Genomic DNA, 18,253 nt, shown 5'->3' on the forward strand with positions numbered 1-18,253 from the left:
AACGATTAAAGCGTATCCGCAGGCGGGATGCCGAAATCAGGCATCCCGTTTTCGTTCCAGCGAACGCGCTTCAGGCGGGTGTGGCGGTTGGGATCGTATAGCGGATCGCCTTCTATTTCGGTGTAGTTTCTGGCGTGATACACCAGCACATCTTCCCCGTCTGGGGTCTTCGTGAAGCTGTTATGGCCCGGCCCGTACTGGCGGTTTTCATAGCTGGTGGCGAATACCGGGCGCGGAGATTTGTGCCAGTTCGCCGGGCTTTGCGGATCGGCGTTGCGGTTTATCCACACCAGACCCATGCAGTAGTTTTCATCGGTGGCGCTGGCGGAATAGCTGATAAACAGCTTATCGTCGTGAACCAGTACCGCCGGGCCTTCGTTGACCCGGAACCCACGGCATTCCCAGTCATATTCCGGCTTGCTGAGCATCACCGGCTCGCCTTTCAGCGTCCACGGGTTCGCCATTTCGCACAGGTAGAGGTTGGAGTTTCCGTTGATATCCGGCGCTTTTTGCGCCCACAGATACCAGCGTTTACCCTGATGAACAAAGGTGGTAGCGTCCAGGGCGAAGGTATCGAACGGGGTTTTGATTTGCCCTTTTTCCACCCACCTGCCGGTAAGCGGATCGCGGTCGGCACATTCAATGGCAAACATGCGGTGCTGGAACATCCCGAGCGCATCGAGCGCCTGCGTGTGCGCCGCCGCAAAATAGATGTACCACTTGCCGTCGATGTGGTGCAGTTCCGGGGCCCAGATGAGCTGACTCATTGGGCCGGTCTCGGGTTTTCGCCAGACCGTCACCTCTTCAGCGTCGCGTAGCCCTTCCAGCGAGTCCGCGCGACGGATCGCCAGTCTGTCGTACTGCGGCACGGAGGCGATAAAATAGTATTGCCCCTCGTGGTGCAAAATATACGGATCGGCGCGTTGTTCAATAAACGGGTTTGGCCAGGTTTGCATGCGACTTTCCTTATTTTGTCTCAGCGACGCTGAGTTCCTGATACTCGTTCAGCTCGCGATAGTTGTTGCGACGCTTCTCCAGGTCCTCCTGGATCCGCTTCATCGTTTCACGGTCAACCTTCAGCAGACGCACCACGCCTGCGGTAATGAGATACCCGACGCCCGGAATGACGGTAAACAGCAGGACAATACCGTTAATCGCATCTGCGCTTTGCGCTTTCGCCCCGGCATCGTAGCCGTACCAGGAGAGCAGGAAGCCGACCATTGCCCCGGCAATCGCCAGGCCCAGCTTCAGGAAGAAGATGTTGCCGGAGAAGCTGATCCCGGTGATGCGTTTCCCGGTTTTCCACTCGCCGTAGTCATCGACGTCGGCCATCAGCGACCAGTGCAGCGGAGATGGGATCTGGTGCAGGATATTCAGCAGGACGTAGAGCACCACAATGGTTAGGGTGGCTTTTGGGTCGAAGAAGTAAAAGGCCGTTGAGAAAATCGCCAGCACGATATTGGTCCAGAAGAAGACCTTCAGCTTACACCAGCGGTCGGTCAGCACTTTCGCCAGCATGCTGCCGAGCATCATGCCCACCACGCCCAGACTGATAAACAGGGTGGCAAAGTGGGTACTCTGGCCCATCACCCAGGTCACGTAATACATGGTAGCCGCCATGCGAATAAAGCCGGGGCAGACGTTGCACAGGGTCAGGAGCAGAATGCGTACCCACTGGTCGTTCTTCCACACGTCTTTCAGGTCGTTTTTCAGCTGGTCATTGGTCTGGACTGCCGGGCGGACACGCTCGCGCACGGTGGCGAAGCAGAACAGGAACATACAGGTTCCAATCAGCGCCAGCACGGTCATTGCCATCTGGTAGCCTTTGGCTTTGTCCTCTCCTCCGAACCAGTCCGCCATCGGCAGCAGCGTCAGGGACAGCAGCAGCGTGGCGATACCGACCAGCACGAAGCGATATGACTGGCAGGCGACGCGCTCTTTAGGGTCGTTGGTAATCACCCCGCCCAGCGAGCAGTAGGGAATATTGATTGCCGTATAGGTCAAAGAGAGCAGGAAGTAGGTGACAAACGCATAGATAACTTTGCTGTTATAGCTCCACTCTGGCGTGGTGAACATCAGGATGCTGAACAGTGCGTAGGGGAAGGCAATCCACAGCAGCCATGGACGAAACCGACCGTATTTGCTGCGGGTACGGTCGGCAATCGCGCCCATAATCGGGTCGGTGACGGCATCAATAACGCGCACGGAGAGCAGCAGTACGCCCACCAGCGCCGGCGCCAGACCAAAAATATCGGTGTAAAAATAGTTCACAAACAACATGATGGCGCCAAAGATGATGTTGCAACCTGCATCGCCCATCCCGTAGCCGATCTTTTCTTTTACTGACAGTTTAGCGTTATCCATAGACTGCTCTCCGGTTTGCGGTATGGAGAGAATTATTTGCTGGCGAAGGAATATATGCGTTGCAGTATCAGGGCGGTGATATGGATAAAAGCGCTGTGGAGGTGAAAGTGTGAGGGAGGTAACAACGTGCGGTACCCGCAAAAGCAGGTACCGCAGAAGGAGGCTTAGTGGGCCTTCATGGCTTTACGGCTTTTCTGGCTGAACAGATAGCCGACGCCGAGCACGGCAATCCAGACCGGGATCAGGTAAACGGAAATCGCCATACCCGGTGTGATCAGCATGATGACCAGCACGGCCGCCATAAACAGCAGGCAAACCCAGTTACCCAGCGGGTAGAACAGGGCAGGGAAGCGCGTGGTGACGCCCTGCTGCTGTTTCGCACGGCGGAACTTGATGTGTGCCAGGCTGATCATCGCCCAGTTGATGACCAGGGCAGAGACCACCAGCGCCATCAGCAGACCAAACGCCGATTCTGGCGCCATGTAGTTGATGAGTACGCACAGCGCGGTCACGATGGCTGATACGATAATGGTGTTTACCGGCACGCCGCGTTTATCGACGTTGAGCAGCGCTTTCGGCGCGTTACCCTGCTGCGCCAGGCCGAACAGCATACGGCTGTTGCAATAGACACAGCTGTTGTAAACGGAGAGCGCCGCCGTCAGTACAACGATGTTAAGCGCATTCGCTACAACGGTATCGCCCAGTTCGTGGAAGATCAGCACAAACGGGCTGGTGTCAGCAGTGACGCGCGTCCACGGCAGCAGGGAGAGCAGTACGGCCAGCGAACCCACATAGAAGATCAGAATACGGTAGATAACCTGGTTAGTGGCTTTGGGAATGCTCTGCTCCGGATTGTCTGCTTCAGCGGCGGTGATCCCCACCAGCTCCAGACCACCAAAGGAGAACATGATGATCGCCATCATCATCACCAGCCCCGTCATGCCGTGAGGCAGGAAGCCGCCCTGTTCCCAGAGGTTGCGAACGGTAGCCTGTGGGCCACCGTTGCCGCTGAACAGCAGCCAGCCGCCAAAGATGATCATCGCCACCACGGCAATCACTTTAATAATCGCAAACCAGAACTCCATTTCACCGAACACTTTTACGTTGGTCAGGTTAATGGCGTTGATAATGACGAAGAAGGCTGCCGCGGAGGCCCAGGTTGGGATCTCGGGGTACCAGAACTGAATGTATTTTCCGACGGCGGTAAGCTCGGCCATCGCAACCAGCACGTACAGTACCCAGTAGTTCCAGCCAGAGGCGAAACCGGCGAAACTGCCCCAGTACTTGTATGCAAAATGGCTGAACGAGCCCGCCACTGGCTCTTCAACGACCATTTCACCCAACTGACGCATAATCAGAAAGGCGATAAAGCCTGCGATGGCGTACCCCAGAATAATGCCTGGACCGGCTGACTGGATAACGGATGCGCTACCCAGAAACAGGCCGGTTCCGATAGCACCGCCCAGTGCGATGAGCTGAATATGGCGGTTTTTAAGCCCGCGCTTTAGCTGATCGCCGTGCTGTTGAGCTTCCATTTGAAACCTCGTGTGTGGTTGTTATGTTCACGCTGAGCGTGTGTAATTATGAATATCCATTTTCTGTATTTATTTCTTTACGGTTAATAAGACCGAAAAAAGCGGAAAACTCTTCCGTAAGCGCCAGAATAGTGGTAAGTGCCTTCGAATGCACCTGCTTTATGACGCACGGATGACGAGTTGAATAAAAAGAAAGCATTTGTAAATCGTTCCGCTCATTCTTCTTATCCCAACCTATAGAATAGAAATTCGCCATAAGTGGGCGAAATTTCATTATTTGCTTTGTTGAATCGCTTCAGATTGCAAAAACCCTCGTTTCATTATGGTTAAAACTTCCTTTTTAGGGGTAATCAACTCATTTGTGCAAAGTTACATTTCTGAAACGTTATTTCTGTAAGGTTGTTAAAATGTGCAGGGTTTACTGATTTCAATCAAAACCAATATGGACAGAAGGTGAATACTTTGTTACTTTAGCGATACGAAATAGAAATTGGTAAGACCAATTGACTCCGGGCAAAAAGGCGTAAGACAGGGAATATGGCCTACAGCAAAATTCGCCAACCAAAACTATCTGATGTGATTGAGCAGCAGCTGGAGTTTTTAATCCTCGAAGGGACTCTGCGCCCGGGTGAGAAACTTCCGCCAGAACGCGAACTGGCAAAACAGTTCGACGTTTCACGTCCCTCTCTGCGTGAGGCGATTCAACGCCTCGAAGCTAAGGGCTTGCTGCTTCGTCGTCAGGGCGGCGGAACTTTTGTGCAAAACAGCCTGTGGCAGAGCTTCAGCGATCCGCTGGTAGAACTTCTCTCTGACCACCCAGAATCCCAGTTTGATCTGCTTGAGACCCGTCACGCGCTTGAAGGTATTGCGGCCTATTACGCCGCCCTTCGCAGCACTGATGAAGATCGCGTGCGTATCCGCGAGCTGCATCAGGCCATTGAACGGGCACAGCAGTCCGGCGATTTAGACGCCGAGTCCAGCGCCGTCGTCCAGTATCAAATCGCCGTCACCGAAGCGGCACACAATGTGGTGCTCCTCCATCTGCTACGCTGCATGGAGCCGATGCTGGCCCAGAACGTTCGTCAAAATTTTGAATTGTTGTATGCCCGTCGGGACATGCTCCCACTGGTAAGCAACCATCGCACCCGAGTATTCGAGGCGATAATGGCCGGGGAACCGGAGCAGGCGCGCGAAGCGTCGCACCGACATCTGGCTTTCATTGAGGAAATCTTGCTGGACCGCAGCCGTGAACAATCGCGTCGCGAACGTTCATTACGCCGCATACAGCAACGAAAGGATTAAGCGCCAGGTACTTTTAGAGCGCGGCAACTAAACGCAGAACCTGTCTTATTGTGTTCTTGCCCAAGAGCACAATGGGACAGGTTCCAGACAAATCAACGTATTAGATAGATAAGGAATACCCCCATGTCAGAACGTCTCCAAAATGACGTGGATCCGATCGAAACTCGCGACTGGCTACAGGCGATCGAATCGGTCATCCGTGAAGAAGGTGTTGAGCGCGCTCAGTATCTGATTGATCAGCTGCTTTCTGAAGCCCGCAAAGGCGGCGTGAAGGTTGCTTCAGGTGCAGGGGCTAGCAACTACGTAAACACGATTGCCGTTGAAGACGAACCGGAATACCCGGGCAATCTGGATCTGGAACGTCGTATCCGTTCTGCAATTCGCTGGAACGCCATCATGACCGTTCTGCGCGCATCCAAGAAAGACCTGGAACTGGGTGGCCACATGGCATCCTTCCAGTCCTCTGCGACCGTTTACGAAGTGTGCTTCAACCACTTCTTCCGTGCAGCGAACGAGAAAGATGGCGGCGATCTGGTGTACTTCCAGGGCCACATCTCTCCGGGCATCTATGCACGTGCATTCCTGGAAGGTCGTCTGACTGAAGAGCAGATGAACAACTTCCGTCAGGAAGTTCACGGTAAAGGTCTGTCTTCTTACCCGCACCCTAAACTGATGCCTGAATTCTGGCAGTTCCCGACCGTATCCATGGGTCTGGGACCAATCGGTGCGATCTATCAGGCTAAATTCCTGAAGTACCTGGAACACCGTGGTCTGAAAGACACCTCTGAGCAGACCGTATACGCCTTCCTGGGCGACGGCGAGATGGATGAGCCAGAATCTAAAGGTGCGATCACCATCGCGACCCGTGAGAAGCTGGACAACCTGTGCTTCATCATCAACTGTAACCTGCAGCGTCTGGATGGTCCGGTAACCGGTAACGGCAAGATCATCAACGAACTGGAAGGCATCTTCTCGGGTGCGGGCTGGAACGTGATCAAAGTCATGTGGGGTTCCCGTTGGGACGAGCTGCTGCGTAAAGATACCAGCGGTAAACTGATCCAGCTGATGAACGAAACCGTTGACGGTGACTACCAGACCTTCAAATCCAAAGACGGTGCCTACGTGCGTGAGCACTTCTTCGGCAAATACCCTGAAACCGCCGCACTGGTTGCAGACTGGACTGATGAGCAGATCTGGGCGCTGAACCGTGGTGGTCACGATCCGAAGAAAATCTACGCAGCACTGAAAAAAGCGCGCGAAACCAAAGGTAAAGCGACCGTTATCCTGGCCCACACCATCAAAGGTTACGGCATGGGTGATACCGCAGAAGGTAAAAACATCGCTCACCAGGTTAAGAAAATGAACATGGACGGCGTGCGCTATATCCGCGACCGTTTCAACGTTCCAGTTACCGATGAGCAGGTAGAAAACCTGTCTTACATCACCTTCCCGGAAGGTTCTGAAGAGTACAAGTACCTGCACGAACGTCGTCAGGCGCTGAAAGGCTACCTGCCAGCTCGTCAGCCTAACTTCACCGAGAAGCTGGAACTGCCAGCACTGGAAGACTTCTCTCAGCTGCTGGAAGAGCAGAACAAAGAGATCTCTACCACTATCGCTTTCGTTCGTGCCCTGAACGTGATGCTGAAGAACAAGTCGATCAAAGATCGTCTGGTGCCAATCATCGCCGACGAAGCGCGTACTTTCGGTATGGAAGGTCTGTTCCGTCAGATCGGTATCTACAGCCCGAACGGCCAGCAGTACACCCCGCAGGACCGTGAGCAGGTTGCATACTACAAAGAAGACGAGAAAGGTCAGATCCTGCAGGAAGGTATCAACGAGCTGGGTGCAGGCGCATCCTGGCTGGCTGCTGCGACCTCTTACAGCACCAACAACCTGCCGATGATCCCGTTCTACATCTACTACTCCATGTTCGGGTTCCAGCGTATCGGTGACCTGTGCTGGCAGGCAGGCGACCAGCAGGCTCGCGGCTTCCTGATTGGTGGAACTTCCGGTCGTACGACCCTGAACGGTGAAGGTCTGCAGCACGAAGATGGCCACAGCCACATTCAGTCTCTGACTATCCCTAACTGTATCTCTTACGACCCGGCTTACGCGTACGAAGTGGCAGTCATCATGCATGACGGTCTGCATCGCATGTACGGTGAAGCGCAAGAGAACATTTACTACTACATCACCACCCTGAACGAAAACTACCACATGCCGGCAATGCCAGCAGGTGCCGAGGAAGGTATCCGTAAAGGTATCTACAAACTCGAAACCCTCGAAGGTAGCAAAGGTAAAGTTCAGCTGCTGGGCTCCGGTTCTATCCTGCGTCACGTACGTGAAGCGGCACAGATCCTGGCGAAGGACTACGGTGTAGGTTCCGACGTGTACAGCGTGACCTCCTTCACTGAACTGGCGCGTGATGGCCAGGATTGTGAGCGCTGGAACATGCTGCACCCACTGGAAACTCCACGCGTTCCGTACATCGCTCAGGTGATGAACGACGCGCCAGCGGTGGCGTCTACTGACTATATGAAACTGTTCGCTGAGCAGGTTCGTACTTACGTTCCAGCTGATGATTATCGCGTTCTGGGTACTGACGGCTTCGGTCGTTCTGACAGCCGCGAAAACCTGCGTCACCACTTCGAAGTTGATGCTTCTTACGTGGTTGTAGCAGCACTGGGCGAACTGGCTAAACGTGGCGAAATCGATAAGAAAGTGGTTGCGGACGCAATCACCAAATTCAACATCGATGCAGAAAAAGTTAACCCGCGTCTGGCGTAAGAGGTAAAAGAATAATGGCTATCGAAATCAATGTACCGGACATCGGGGCTGATGAAGTTGAAATCACCGAGATCCTGGTCAAAGTAGGCGACAAAGTTGAAGCTGAACAGTCGCTGATCACCGTAGAAGGCGACAAAGCCTCTATGGAAGTCCCGTCTCCTCAGGCTGGCATCGTTAAAGAGATCAAAGTCTCTGTTGGCGATAAAACCGAGACCGGCAAACTGATCATGATTTTCGATTCCGCCGACGGTGCAGCAGCTGCTGCACCTGCGCAGGAAGAGAAGAAAGCCGCTCCGGCCGCCGCTGCTCCAGCAGCTGCCGCAGCAGCAAAAGAAGTGAACGTGCCTGACATCGGCGGTGACGAAGTTGAAGTCACTGAGATCCTGGTGAAAGTGGGCGATACCGTAGCGGCTGAGCAGTCTCTGATCACCGTAGAAGGCGACAAAGCCTCTATGGAAGTGCCAGCGCCATTCGCGGGTACCGTTAAAGAGATCAAGATCAACACCGGCGACAAAGTGTCTACCGGCTCCCTGATCATGATCTTCGAAGTGGCGGGTGCTGCACCTGCCGCCGCGCCTGCTCAGGCAGCTGCTCCGGCTCCGGCCGCTGCACCTGCTGCTGCCGGCGGCGTGAAAGACGTTAACGTACCGGACATCGGCGGTGACGAAGTTGAAGTGACCGAAGTGATGGTGAAAGTGGGCGACAAAGTTGCCGCTGAACAGTCACTGATCACCGTAGAAGGCGACAAAGCGTCTATGGAAGTGCCTGCGCCGTTCGCGGGTACCGTTAAAGAGATCAAGATCAGCACCGGCGACAAAGTGTCTACCGGCTCTCTGATCATGGTCTTCGAAGTGGAAGGCGCTGCGCCTGCCGCAGCTCCGGCTGCCGCGGCTGCTCCGGCACCTGCCGCTGCACCGGCTCAGGCTGCTAAACCTGCCGCTGCCCCTGCTGCTAAAGCTGAAAAATCTGAGTTCGCTGAAAATGATGCTTACGTCCACGCGACCCCGCTGATTCGTCGCCTGGCGCGCGAGTTCGGTGTGAACCTGGCGAAAGTGAAAGGGACCGGCCGTAAAGGTCGTATCCTGCGCGAAGACGTTCAGGCCTATGTGAAGGACGCGGTGAAACGCGCCGAAGCTGCACCTGCTGCAGCCGCTGGCGGCGGTATCCCGGGCATGCTGCCATGGCCGAAAGTGGACTTCAGCAAGTTCGGCGAAATCGAAGAAGTGGAACTGGGCCGTATCCAGAAAATTTCTGGTGCGAACCTGAGCCGTAACTGGGTGATGATCCCGCACGTTACGCACTTCGACAAAACCGATATCACCGATCTGGAAGCGTTCCGTAAACAGCAGAACGCGGAAGCTGAGAAGCGTAAACTGGACGTGAAATTCACCCCAGTGGTCTTCATCATGAAAGCCGTTGCCGCTGCCCTTGAGCAGATGCCACGCTTCAACAGCTCTCTGTCCGAAGACGGCCAGAAGCTGACGCTGAAGAAATACATCAACATCGGTGTTGCGGTTGATACGCCAAATGGTCTGGTTGTTCCGGTCTTCAAAGACGTGAACAAGAAGAGCATTACTGAGCTGTCCCGTGAACTGACCACCATCTCCAAAAAAGCGCGTGATGGTAAGCTGACTGCCGGCGAAATGCAGGGCGGCTGCTTCACTATCTCCAGCATCGGCGGCCTGGGTACGACCCACTTCGCACCGATTGTTAACGCGCCGGAAGTGGCGATCCTCGGTGTGTCCAAGTCCGCGATGGAGCCGGTGTGGAATGGCAAAGAGTTCGTGCCGCGTCTGATGATGCCAATCTCTCTGTCCTTCGACCACCGCGTGATCGACGGTGCTGATGGTGCGCGTTTCATCACCATCATCAACAACATGCTGAGCGACATTCGCCGCCTGGTGATGTAATCGAAAAGCCGGCCGGTCGGCCGGCTTTTTTCTGATAATCTCATGGGGTTTATGAGGTTATTGGTGTAAGCGATAATTCGTGAGCCGTTTGTTGTTTCAAAATTGTTAACAATTTTGTAAAATACGGGCGGATAGAACGACCCGGTGGACGACGGGTATAAATTAAGAGGTCATGATGAGCACAGAAATCAAAACTCAGGTCGTAGTACTTGGGGCAGGCCCAGCAGGTTACTCCGCAGCATTCCGCGCAGCGGATTTAGGTCTGGAAACCGTCATCGTAGAACGTTACAGCACTCTCGGCGGTGTTTGTCTGAACGTCGGCTGTATCCCTTCTAAAGCGCTGCTGCACGTAGCGAAAGTTATCGAAGAAGCCAAAGCACTGGCTGAACACGGTATCGTCTTCGGCGAGCCGAAAACCGATATCGACAAGATTCGTACCTGGAAAGAGAAAGTTATCACTCAGCTGACCGGCGGTCTGGCGGGTATGGCCAAAGGCCGTAAAGTGAAAGTGGTTAACGGTCTGGGTAAATTCACCGGTGCGAACACCCTGGAAGTTGAAGGCGAAAACGGCAAAACCGTGATCAACTTCGACAACGCGATCATCGCGGCAGGCTCTCGCCCAATCGAACTGCCATTCATTCCACATGAAGATCCACGCGTGTGGGATTCCACCGATGCACTGGAACTGAAAACCGTTCCAAAACGCCTGCTGGTTATGGGCGGCGGTATCATCGGTCTGGAAATGGGTACCGTATACCATGCGCTGGGTTCAGAGATCGACGTGGTTGAAATGTTCGACCAGGTTATCCCGGCTGCAGACAAAGACATCGTTAAAGTCTTCACCAAACGCATCAGCAAGAAATTCAACCTGATGCTGGAAACCAAAGTGACTGCCGTTGAAGCGAAAGAAGACGGTATTTACGTTTCCATGGAAGGCAAAAAAGCCCCATCTGAACCACAGCGTTACGACGCCGTGCTGGTGGCTATCGGCCGTGTGCCGAACGGTAAAAACCTCGACGCGGGCAAAGCTGGCGTGGAAGTGGACGACCGTGGCTTCATCCGCGTTGACAAACAGCTGCGCACTAACGTGCCGCACATCTTTGCTATCGGCGATATCGTCGGTCAGCCAATGCTGGCGCACAAAGGTGTTCACGAAGGTCACGTTGCCGCTGAAGTTATCGCGGGCATGAAACACTACTTCGATCCGAAAGTGATCCCATCTATCGCTTACACCGAGCCAGAAGTTGCATGGGTGGGTCTGACTGAGAAAGAAGCGAAAGAGAAAGGCATCAGCTACGAAACGGCCACCTTCCCGTGGGCGGCTTCTGGCCGTGCTATCGCGTCCGACTGCGCAGACGGTATGACCAAACTGATCTTCGACAAAGAGACTCACCGCGTTATCGGTGGTGCGATTGTCGGTACCAACGGCGGCGAGCTGCTGGGTGAAATCGGTCTGGCTATCGAAATGGGCTGTGACGCGGAAGACATCGCGCTGACCATCCACGCTCACCCGACTCTGCACGAGTCCGTTGGCCTGGCGGCAGAAGTGTTCGAAGGCAGCATTACCGACCTGCCAAACGCAAAAGCGAAGAAGAAGTAAGTTTCTTCCGTGATTGCCTGACGCCTCCTCTGGAGGCGTTTTTTTTGCCTGAAAACTACCCGTTATGGTAGGTAACTTATTGTTATTTCCCCTAAAAATTTGCGTCTGTCTGCCGATACTTTTTTCACCATTGTGTAGCTACTGGCCGCACGGTTAACGATCTGGATTTTTGATTACACGCAAAAAGGAAATAACATGTCTTTGAAGAAAGTGATGGGGATTGGCTTATTAGCGGCAGTGATGACGCTGACCGGGTGCGGCGCGATGACGACGGCGGTGAAGAAGCGCAACCTGGAAGTAAAAACGCAGATGAGTGAAACCATCTGGCTTGAGCCATCCAGTGAGAAGACGGTCTACATTCAGGTCAAAAATACCTCTGATAAAGACATGAGCAACCTGCAGACGCTGCTGGCAAACGATCTGAGCGCCAAAGGGTACAAAGTCACGTCCTCGCCTGACAGCGCCTACTACTGGGTGCAGGCTAACGTCCTTAAAGCAGACAAAATGGACCTGCGCGAAGCCCAGGGCTATTTGAAAACCGGTTACGAAGGTGCCGCCGTTGGCGCTGCACTGGGTGCCGGTATCACTGCCTATAACAGTAATTCTTCGGGGGCGGCGCTGGGCGTAGGTCTGGCGGCTGGTCTGATCGGCATGGCTGCCGATGCGATGGTGGAAGATGTGAACTACACCATGGTAACCGACCTGCAGATCTCTGAGCGTAGCAAAGCGAAAGTTACTACCGATAACATCGCGGCGCTGCGTCAGGGGACGTCTGGCGTGAAACTGCAGACCAGCAGCGAGCAGGGCGATCGCGCGAAGTATCAGACTCGCGTGGTATCGAACGCTAACAAAGTCAATCTCAAGTTCGAGGAAGCGAAACCGGTTCTCGAAGCGCAGCTGGCGAAATCGGTCGCCAATATTCTGTAAGTTAAAAAGCCGGGTGGCAGCGCTGCCATACCCGGCATATGACACTCAGCCCGTTGGCGGCATTCAGGGCGCTACGGGCTGCCAGGTTTTATCCGGGTTATATGAGGTTAGCGCCTGGGCTTTCTGCGCCGAATCGCTACCGAGATCGGCCTGGTAAACCTTGTCGTCCTGGTTTATCACAAAGCTCATTACGCCCGTCTGGCCATAGCTGACCGGCCAGGCCACCATCGCAAAACCGTTGTGCTCCGGCAGGATCCGGAAGCGATAGCCGTGATAGCCGGTACCCGGCTCTTTCGGGCTAAATGCCGGGCCGAGCGGGCTGGGGGCTTCCCCGGGTGACGCGGGCCAGTACAAACCGTCTTTTTTCCCTTCCGAACTCACAATTTTCTGCGCGTAGGTTTGGTTCATCGCAAAGTAGCTTTGCTGCGCATCAACATAGGCATGTAACGCTTCAATAGCGGCGAGCTCGTTACGTCCGATTTCGCGGGTCAGGATCTCTTCAGCACCTTCTTTGATATCGAATTGCCAGCCAGCGCTGGTTTTAATCACCGGAATAGGAAGCTGCCAGCCGCTGTCGCCAACGACGAGATGCGCCGTATCCCCTTCGACAACGGTGTTATGACGCACTTTCCAGTCGCGCAGGAAACGATCGACTGCATCCGGGTCAACGCCTTCCGGGGGCAGAAAATCGCGCCAGTTCTCGCCAAGCAGATTGCTCATCGCGCGCTCGTTATGCTCGCTTATGGCTTTTGCCAGCGCATCGGTCGCCTGGTCGGGGGTGGTGAAGGCTTGCTGCGCCATCGCCGAAGCGGAAAGCATGAACAACACCAGTCCACTGAGAAGTTTACTTTTCATGTCGGTTCCCTTAGCGATGTCGAATTTCACGGCGTTCAGCGCGTCCAGCAGATGCCTGACGCGTTTGCTGCTGGCGGGCGGCGAGTTGTCTGCTTTGCGCACCACGTTGCTGCTGCGCCTGCCAGTTCGCGGAGCGGCTGTCGTTGCCGCTCAGCGCGTTGGCCCGGGGCTGGCTGTTTCGCTGCTGAAGCGTGCGCTGCTGCGCAGGCTGTGAAACCCGTTTCTCTTGTCTCTGGGTTGCAGCCTGACGGTTTTCTCGCTGCTGCGTGGTGGCGCGCTTCACCGTCTGCGGGTTGGTGTCGTAGCCACGGTAGTTATTGCGTTGCGAAATCTGCTTCAGCTGTTCGCTTGAGGCCTGACGTTGCATATCTTTCGTGGCGGGACGCGCCGTTTGGGGGAAGGTTTTACCCGTTGATTTCTCCATCTGGCTCAGGGCCGCCTGACGCTGGCTATCCCGGTTAACCGGTTTTTGCTGTGTTGAACTTAACCCGGTTGCCGTGCTGGTGGAATGGAATCGCGAGTTGAGCTGATTCGTGGGGTAGGGCACACCTTCCCGATAAGCCGGGTTATGCTGCCAGGTACGGTTGGCGTCCGTCAGCCGCTGCCCGCTGATTTTATTGAAGTTCTCAACGTTAATATTGATGTTGTTATCACCGTTGCGGTTATAGCCGCCGTGATTATCCCAGTCGTCATGGTGATGATCCCAGTCATCGTCATCATCCCAGTCAATGCTGCTGAAAATGGCATAGGTTGTGGCGACACCCAGGCTGAAACCTAAGCCGTTGACGAAGCTGTTACCAAACTGCTCCCCGGGTGACGGTGGGAGATAAGTTGGTGGATAGGCGGTGTTTGGCCAGGTCCCGTAAACCGTATTGGGGTTATAGGTGGGAACGTAAACGACCTGCGGGTCGGCGGATTCAATTTTGATCACCGTTGGGGCGGGCGCAGATGCGGTGGTTGTGGTTGACCCGGCGGTGCTGGTTTTCGCCGGTGCCGGTTTTGTCACGGTGGTGACCGTCTGCTGAGGCGTCGATTGCAGGGCGCCGGTCTTCTGTGCCAGCGCGCGCAGGCGCTGAACGGAATCCATCACATCTTTCGGTTGTGCGAGGAACGCATCACCTAAATTTTGAACCCACGGCGGGTTTTCTCCCATTAGCGACATAAGCTGAGGGAAGGCGACCAGCGATTTTACGCTGGGATCCCATGGCTGGCTGGCGACGGCCTGAATCGCGGCGTCCCCTTCCATTTTAGGGTTATCTTTTGACCACTGAGCCGCCTGGATCACGTTGGCCGGATAAGTCGAGGCCATTAAAATTTGTGACAGCAGGGCGTCCGGGTAGAGCGCGATGGGAGCAACCCACTGATCGATCTGCGCGGCAGAATACGTTGGCGCGACGACAGGGGCGGGTTGTGCTGCGGCAGGCGTAGCCGGTGCAGCCGGTTGTTGTGCGACGGGGGCTGGCGCAACGGGTTCCGTTGCACGGCTTTTGACAAACATGACGCCTGAGGCGGCAAGCAGCCCGGCACTGCAGAGAAGGACAAGCAGATGTGGTTTAAAGGGCAACTTCATAAAATGACTCCAACGAGACCAGCGCTGTGCCGTGAGGCGTTACGGTTGGCGTGAGTATTATTCACCCGTCTTTTACTGTTTTGACTTTTATTGGGAAGCGTCCGGTACGTCCGGATAAAGAGTGTGAGTATTTATTACACAATTATATGCGATGCGGGAAAAACAGCAGGGAATTCAGAAGGCCGCTCTTGCGTGCGTTCCTGTAAAGGCTACGCGGGTTCATTCCCCACCGGGAAAGGCAGAACCAGGCAAATAAGTGTATTGCCGCGTAGGTTACGGAACTGCTCCCGGGCCCGGTGACTGGTTGCTACACCAGCGAAGCAGGCCGGGTGCAACAGTATTACAGTAGGTAAGCGCTGAGAAGCGGGGAAATGCAGTTGCATCCTTTTTCATCCGAAACTGGATGGCGGCTCGTAAACGCCAAAAAGGGACTTGCAGATTTTCTTACTGAAGAGCAATATTAGTGTCGAGTGTATTGCCGCAAATCTGCCAGCCCGGTGTGCTACCACCGCACGGCAACAAATTAACCGCTGTGAGGCGGTTTTTTTGTACCCAAAATTCGCCTCATCTCTCCGCTACACCATGCTTAACGATTCAGCAAACTTTTTAATGTTGCTTTTTTGTAAACGGATTAACACTGTGCAGAAATCCTGCTATGCTGCCCGACGCGGTATCGGGCATTTACCCTACAAACTGCTGTCTCACAGGAGCGTGAAGAGAACGCCCGCCGCATATGACAATGAGAGCGAGGAGAACCGTCGTGCTAGAAGAATACCGTAAGCACGTAGCAGAACGTGCCGCCGAGGGAATTGTACCCAAACCGTTAGATGCAACCCAAATGGCCGCGCTCGTCGAGCTGCTGAAGAACCCGCCTAAGGGCGAAGAAGAATTCCTGTTAGATCTGTTGATCAACCGCGTACCGCCTGGCGTAGATGAAGCTGCCTACGTAAAAGCCGGATTCCTTGCTGCTATCGCCAAAGGCGAAGCCACCTCCCCACTGGTTACTCCTGAAAAAGCCATTGAACTGCTCGGCACCATGCAGGGTGGTTACAACATTCATCCGTTGATTGACGCGCTGGATAACGACAAGCTGGCTCCGATTGCCGCTAAAGCGCTCTCTTCCACGCTGCTGATGTTCGATAACTTCTACGATGTGGAAGAAAAAGCCAAAGCAGGCAACGTCTATGCGAAGCAGGTCATGCAGTCCTGGGCTGATGCCGAATGGTTCCTGAACCGTCCTGCTCTGGCTGAAAAAATTACCGTCACTGTTTTCAAAGTCACCGGTGAAACCAACACCGATGACCTCTCACCGGCGCCGGATGCGTGGTCTCGCCCGGATATCCCTCTGCACGCTCTGGCGATGCTGAAAAACGCCCGTGAAGGTATCGAACCGGATCAGCCTGGCGTTGTCGGTCCGATCAAACAGATCGAAGCCTTACAGAAAAAAGGTTTCCCGCTGGCCTACGTGGGTGATGTTGTGGGGACCGGTTCTTCCCGTAAATCTGCGACCAACTCCGTGCTGTGGTTTATGGGTGACGACATTCCGCATGTGCCGAACAAACGCGGTGGCGGTCTGTGCCTGGGTGGTAAGATTGCCCCGATCTTCTTCAACACCATGGAAGATGCTGGCGCACTGCCGATCGAAGTGGATGTTTCTAACCTGAATATGGGCGACGTGATTGACGTTTACCCGTACAAAGGGGAAGTGCGTAACCACGAAACTAACGAACTGCTGGCGAGCTTTGCGCTGAAAACCGACGTGCTGATCGATGAAGTGCGCGCCGGTGGCCGTATTCCACTGATCATCGGCCGTGGCCTGACGACCAAAGCGCGTGAAGCGCTGGGTCTGCCGCACTCAGACGTTTTCCGTCGCGCGAAAGACGTCGCGGAAAGCAATCGCGGTTACTCGCTGGCGCAGAAAATGGTGGGCCGCGCGTGCGGCGTCGCTGGCATTCGTCCGGGCGCTTACTGCGAACCTAAGATGACCTCCGTCGGTTCTCAGGACACCACTGGCCCAATGACCCGTGACGAGCTGAAAGACCTGGCGTGCCTGGGCTTCTCGTCTGACCTGGTGATGCAGTCCTTCTGTCACACCGCGGCATATCCGAAACCGGTTGACGTGACCACGCACCACACGCTGCCAGACTTCATCATGAACCGTGGCGGCGTTTCCCTGCGTCCGGGCGACGGCGTGATCCACTCCTGGCTGAACCGTATGCTGCTGCCGGATACTGTGGGTACCGGCGGTGACTCCCATACCCGTTTCCCAATTGGTATCTCCTTCCCGGCGGGCTCTGGTCTGGTGGCGTTCGCGGCGGCGACCGGCGTGATGCCGCTGGATATGCCTGAATCCGTACTCGTGCGTTTCAAAGGCAAAATGCAGCCGGGTATCACCCTGCGCGACCTGGTTCACGCGATCCCGCTGTATGCGATTAAACAGGGCCTGCTGACCGTTGAGAAGAAAGGTAAGAAAAACATCTTCTCTGGCCGCATTCTGGAGATTGAAGGTCTGCCGGATCTGAAAGTTGAGCAGGCATTCGAGCTGACCGATGCGTCCGCTGAGCGTTCCGCTGCGGGTTGTACCATCAAGCTGAACAAAGAGCCGATTATCGAGTATCTGAACTCGAACATCGTGCTGCTGAAGTGGATGATTGCAGAAGGCTACGGCGACCGTCGTACGCTGGAGCGTCGTATCCAGGGCATGGAAAAATGGCTGGCCGATCCGCAGCTGCTGGAAGCCGATGCTGACGCTGAGTACGCGGCGGTGATCGACATCGATCTGGCGGATATCAAAGAGCCTATCCTGTGTGCGCCAAACGATCCGGACGACGCGCGTCCGCTCTCTGAAGTTCAGGGGGAGAAGATCGACGAAGTGTTCATCGGATCCTGTATGACCAACATCGGTCACTTCCGTGCTGCCGGTAAACTGCTGGATACCCATAAAGGCCAGTTGCCAACCCGTCTGTGGGTGGCGCCGCCAACCCGTATGGACGCGGCTCAGCTGACCGAAGAGGGTTACTACAGCGTGTTTGGTAAGAGCGGTGCGCGCATTGAAATTCCTGGATGTTCCCTGTGTATGGGTAACCAGGCGCGCGTAGCCGACGGTGCGACGGTGGTCTCCACCTCGACCCGTAACTTCCCGAACCGTTTAGGCACCGGTGCGAACGTTTACCTGGCGTCTGCAGAGCTGGCGGCGGTTGCGGCGCTGATTGGCAAACTGCCAACGCCGGAAGAGTACCAGACCTTCGTGGCTCAGGTTGATAAGACCGCGGTGGATACCTATCGCTATCTGAACTTCGACCAGCTCTCTCAGTACACCGAGAAGGCTGACGGGGTTATCTTCCAGACGGCGGTATAAACAGCAAAACCGTCTCTGCGAGACGGTTTTTAGTATTTGCACCCT

11 protein-coding genes are annotated in these 18,253 nt (G+C 54.9%); 6 read left to right on the forward strand and 5 right to left on the reverse strand.

Translation table 11 applies throughout. From position 1 onward, the window contains the following. Window positions 1-5: 5 nt before the first annotated feature. The 3 genes from C1N69_RS03610 to aroP all read right to left on the reverse strand — a co-directional run bounded on the left by C1N69_RS03610 (window position 6) and on the right by aroP (window position 3,899). Window positions 6-956, reverse strand: a complete 951-nt coding sequence (locus C1N69_RS03610) for a glycoside hydrolase family 43 protein (protein WP_155030696.1) — start codon at window positions 954-956, stop codon at window positions 6-8. Window positions 957-966: 10 nt separating this feature from the next. After that, window positions 967-2,364 carry a glycoside-pentoside-hexuronide (GPH):cation symporter gene (locus C1N69_RS03615; RefSeq protein WP_025756773.1) on the reverse strand — a complete coding sequence of 466 codons (1,398 nt, stop codon included), beginning with the start codon at window positions 2,362-2,364 and terminating at the stop codon, window positions 967-969. Between the two features lie 164 nt (window positions 2,365-2,528). After that, window positions 2,529-3,899 (reverse strand): aromatic amino acid transporter AroP, encoded by a 1,371-nt coding sequence (gene aroP / locus C1N69_RS03620; protein WP_045284782.1) that lies wholly within the window; start codon window positions 3,897-3,899, stop codon window positions 2,529-2,531. A gap of 537 nt (window positions 3,900-4,436) precedes the next feature. Here aroP and pdhR point away from each other — a divergent pair. The 5 genes from pdhR to traT all read left to right on the forward strand — a co-directional run bounded on the left by pdhR (window position 4,437) and on the right by traT (window position 12,425). After that, window positions 4,437-5,201, forward strand: coding sequence for a pyruvate dehydrogenase complex transcriptional repressor PdhR (gene pdhR, locus C1N69_RS03630; protein WP_008501960.1), 765 nt, complete (start codon window positions 4,437-4,439; stop codon window positions 5,199-5,201). Between the two features lie 123 nt (window positions 5,202-5,324). Next, the gene (aceE, locus tag C1N69_RS03635; protein ID WP_155030698.1) at window positions 5,325-7,988 is read left to right on the forward strand and encodes a pyruvate dehydrogenase (acetyl-transferring), homodimeric type; all 2,664 of its coding nucleotides are present in this window, start codon (window positions 5,325-5,327) and stop codon (window positions 7,986-7,988) included. 14 nt (window positions 7,989-8,002) lie between these two features. Continuing rightward, window positions 8,003-9,898 (forward strand): pyruvate dehydrogenase complex dihydrolipoyllysine-residue acetyltransferase, encoded by a 1,896-nt coding sequence (gene aceF, locus C1N69_RS03640; RefSeq protein ID WP_025756776.1) that lies wholly within the window; start codon window positions 8,003-8,005, stop codon window positions 9,896-9,898. A 175-nt stretch (window positions 9,899-10,073) separates the two neighbouring features. Then, complete coding sequence (gene lpdA, locus C1N69_RS03645; protein ID WP_003856313.1) at window positions 10,074-11,498, forward strand: dihydrolipoyl dehydrogenase; 1,425 nt, start codon at window positions 10,074-10,076, stop codon at window positions 11,496-11,498. Between the two features lie 195 nt (window positions 11,499-11,693). Then, entirely contained in the window at window positions 11,694-12,425 is a 732-nt protein-coding gene (gene traT / locus C1N69_RS03650) for a conjugal transfer complement resistance protein TraT (RefSeq protein ID WP_025756777.1), read from the forward strand. Window positions 12,426-12,488: 63 nt separating this feature from the next. Here the strand turns inward: traT and C1N69_RS03655 are convergent, their stop codons facing one another. Further along, the gene (locus C1N69_RS03655; RefSeq protein WP_094917949.1) at window positions 12,489-13,280 is read right to left on the reverse strand and encodes a DUF2950 family protein; all 792 of its coding nucleotides are present in this window, start codon (window positions 13,278-13,280) and stop codon (window positions 12,489-12,491) included. A 10-nt stretch (window positions 13,281-13,290) separates the two neighbouring features. After that, window positions 13,291-14,850 (reverse strand): DUF3300 domain-containing protein, encoded by a 1,560-nt coding sequence (locus tag C1N69_RS03660; RefSeq protein WP_155030699.1) that lies wholly within the window; start codon window positions 14,848-14,850, stop codon window positions 13,291-13,293. 760 nt (window positions 14,851-15,610) lie between these two features. Between C1N69_RS03660 and acnB the strand changes: the two genes are divergently transcribed. After that, complete coding sequence (acnB, locus tag C1N69_RS03665; RefSeq protein WP_053060134.1) at window positions 15,611-18,208, forward strand: bifunctional aconitate hydratase 2/2-methylisocitrate dehydratase; 2,598 nt, start codon at window positions 15,611-15,613, stop codon at window positions 18,206-18,208. Window positions 18,209-18,253: the final 45 nt, after the last annotated feature.

It is taken from the genome of Enterobacter sichuanensis (assembly GCF_009036245.1).
GTDB classification, from domain to species: Bacteria; Pseudomonadota; Gammaproteobacteria; order Enterobacterales; family Enterobacteriaceae; genus Enterobacter; species Enterobacter sichuanensis.

Excerpts from the sequence above, each read along its gene's own strand:
- C1N69_RS03610 (WP_155030696.1), bottom strand. The coding sequence starts at position 956 with ATGCAAACCTGGCCAAACCCGTTTATTGAACAACGCGCCGATCCGTAT.
- C1N69_RS03615 (WP_025756773.1), bottom strand. The coding sequence starts at position 2,364 with ATGGATAACGCTAAACTGTCAGTAAAAGAAAAGATCGGCTACGGGATG.
- aroP (WP_045284782.1), bottom strand. The coding sequence starts at position 3,899 with ATGGAAGCTCAACAGCACGGCGATCAGCTAAAGCGCGGGCTTAAAAAC.
- pdhR (WP_008501960.1), top strand. The coding sequence starts at position 4,437 with ATGGCCTACAGCAAAATTCGCCAACCAAAACTATCTGATGTGATTGAG.
- aceE (WP_155030698.1), top strand. The coding sequence starts at position 5,325 with ATGTCAGAACGTCTCCAAAATGACGTGGATCCGATCGAAACTCGCGAC.
- aceF (WP_025756776.1), top strand. The coding sequence starts at position 8,003 with ATGGCTATCGAAATCAATGTACCGGACATCGGGGCTGATGAAGTTGAA.
- lpdA (WP_003856313.1), top strand. The coding sequence starts at position 10,074 with ATGAGCACAGAAATCAAAACTCAGGTCGTAGTACTTGGGGCAGGCCCA.
- traT (WP_025756777.1), top strand. The coding sequence starts at position 11,694 with ATGTCTTTGAAGAAAGTGATGGGGATTGGCTTATTAGCGGCAGTGATG.
- C1N69_RS03655 (WP_094917949.1), bottom strand. The coding sequence starts at position 13,280 with ATGAAAAGTAAACTTCTCAGTGGACTGGTGTTGTTCATGCTTTCCGCT.
- C1N69_RS03660 (WP_155030699.1), bottom strand. The coding sequence starts at position 14,850 with ATGAAGTTGCCCTTTAAACCACATCTGCTTGTCCTTCTCTGCAGTGCC.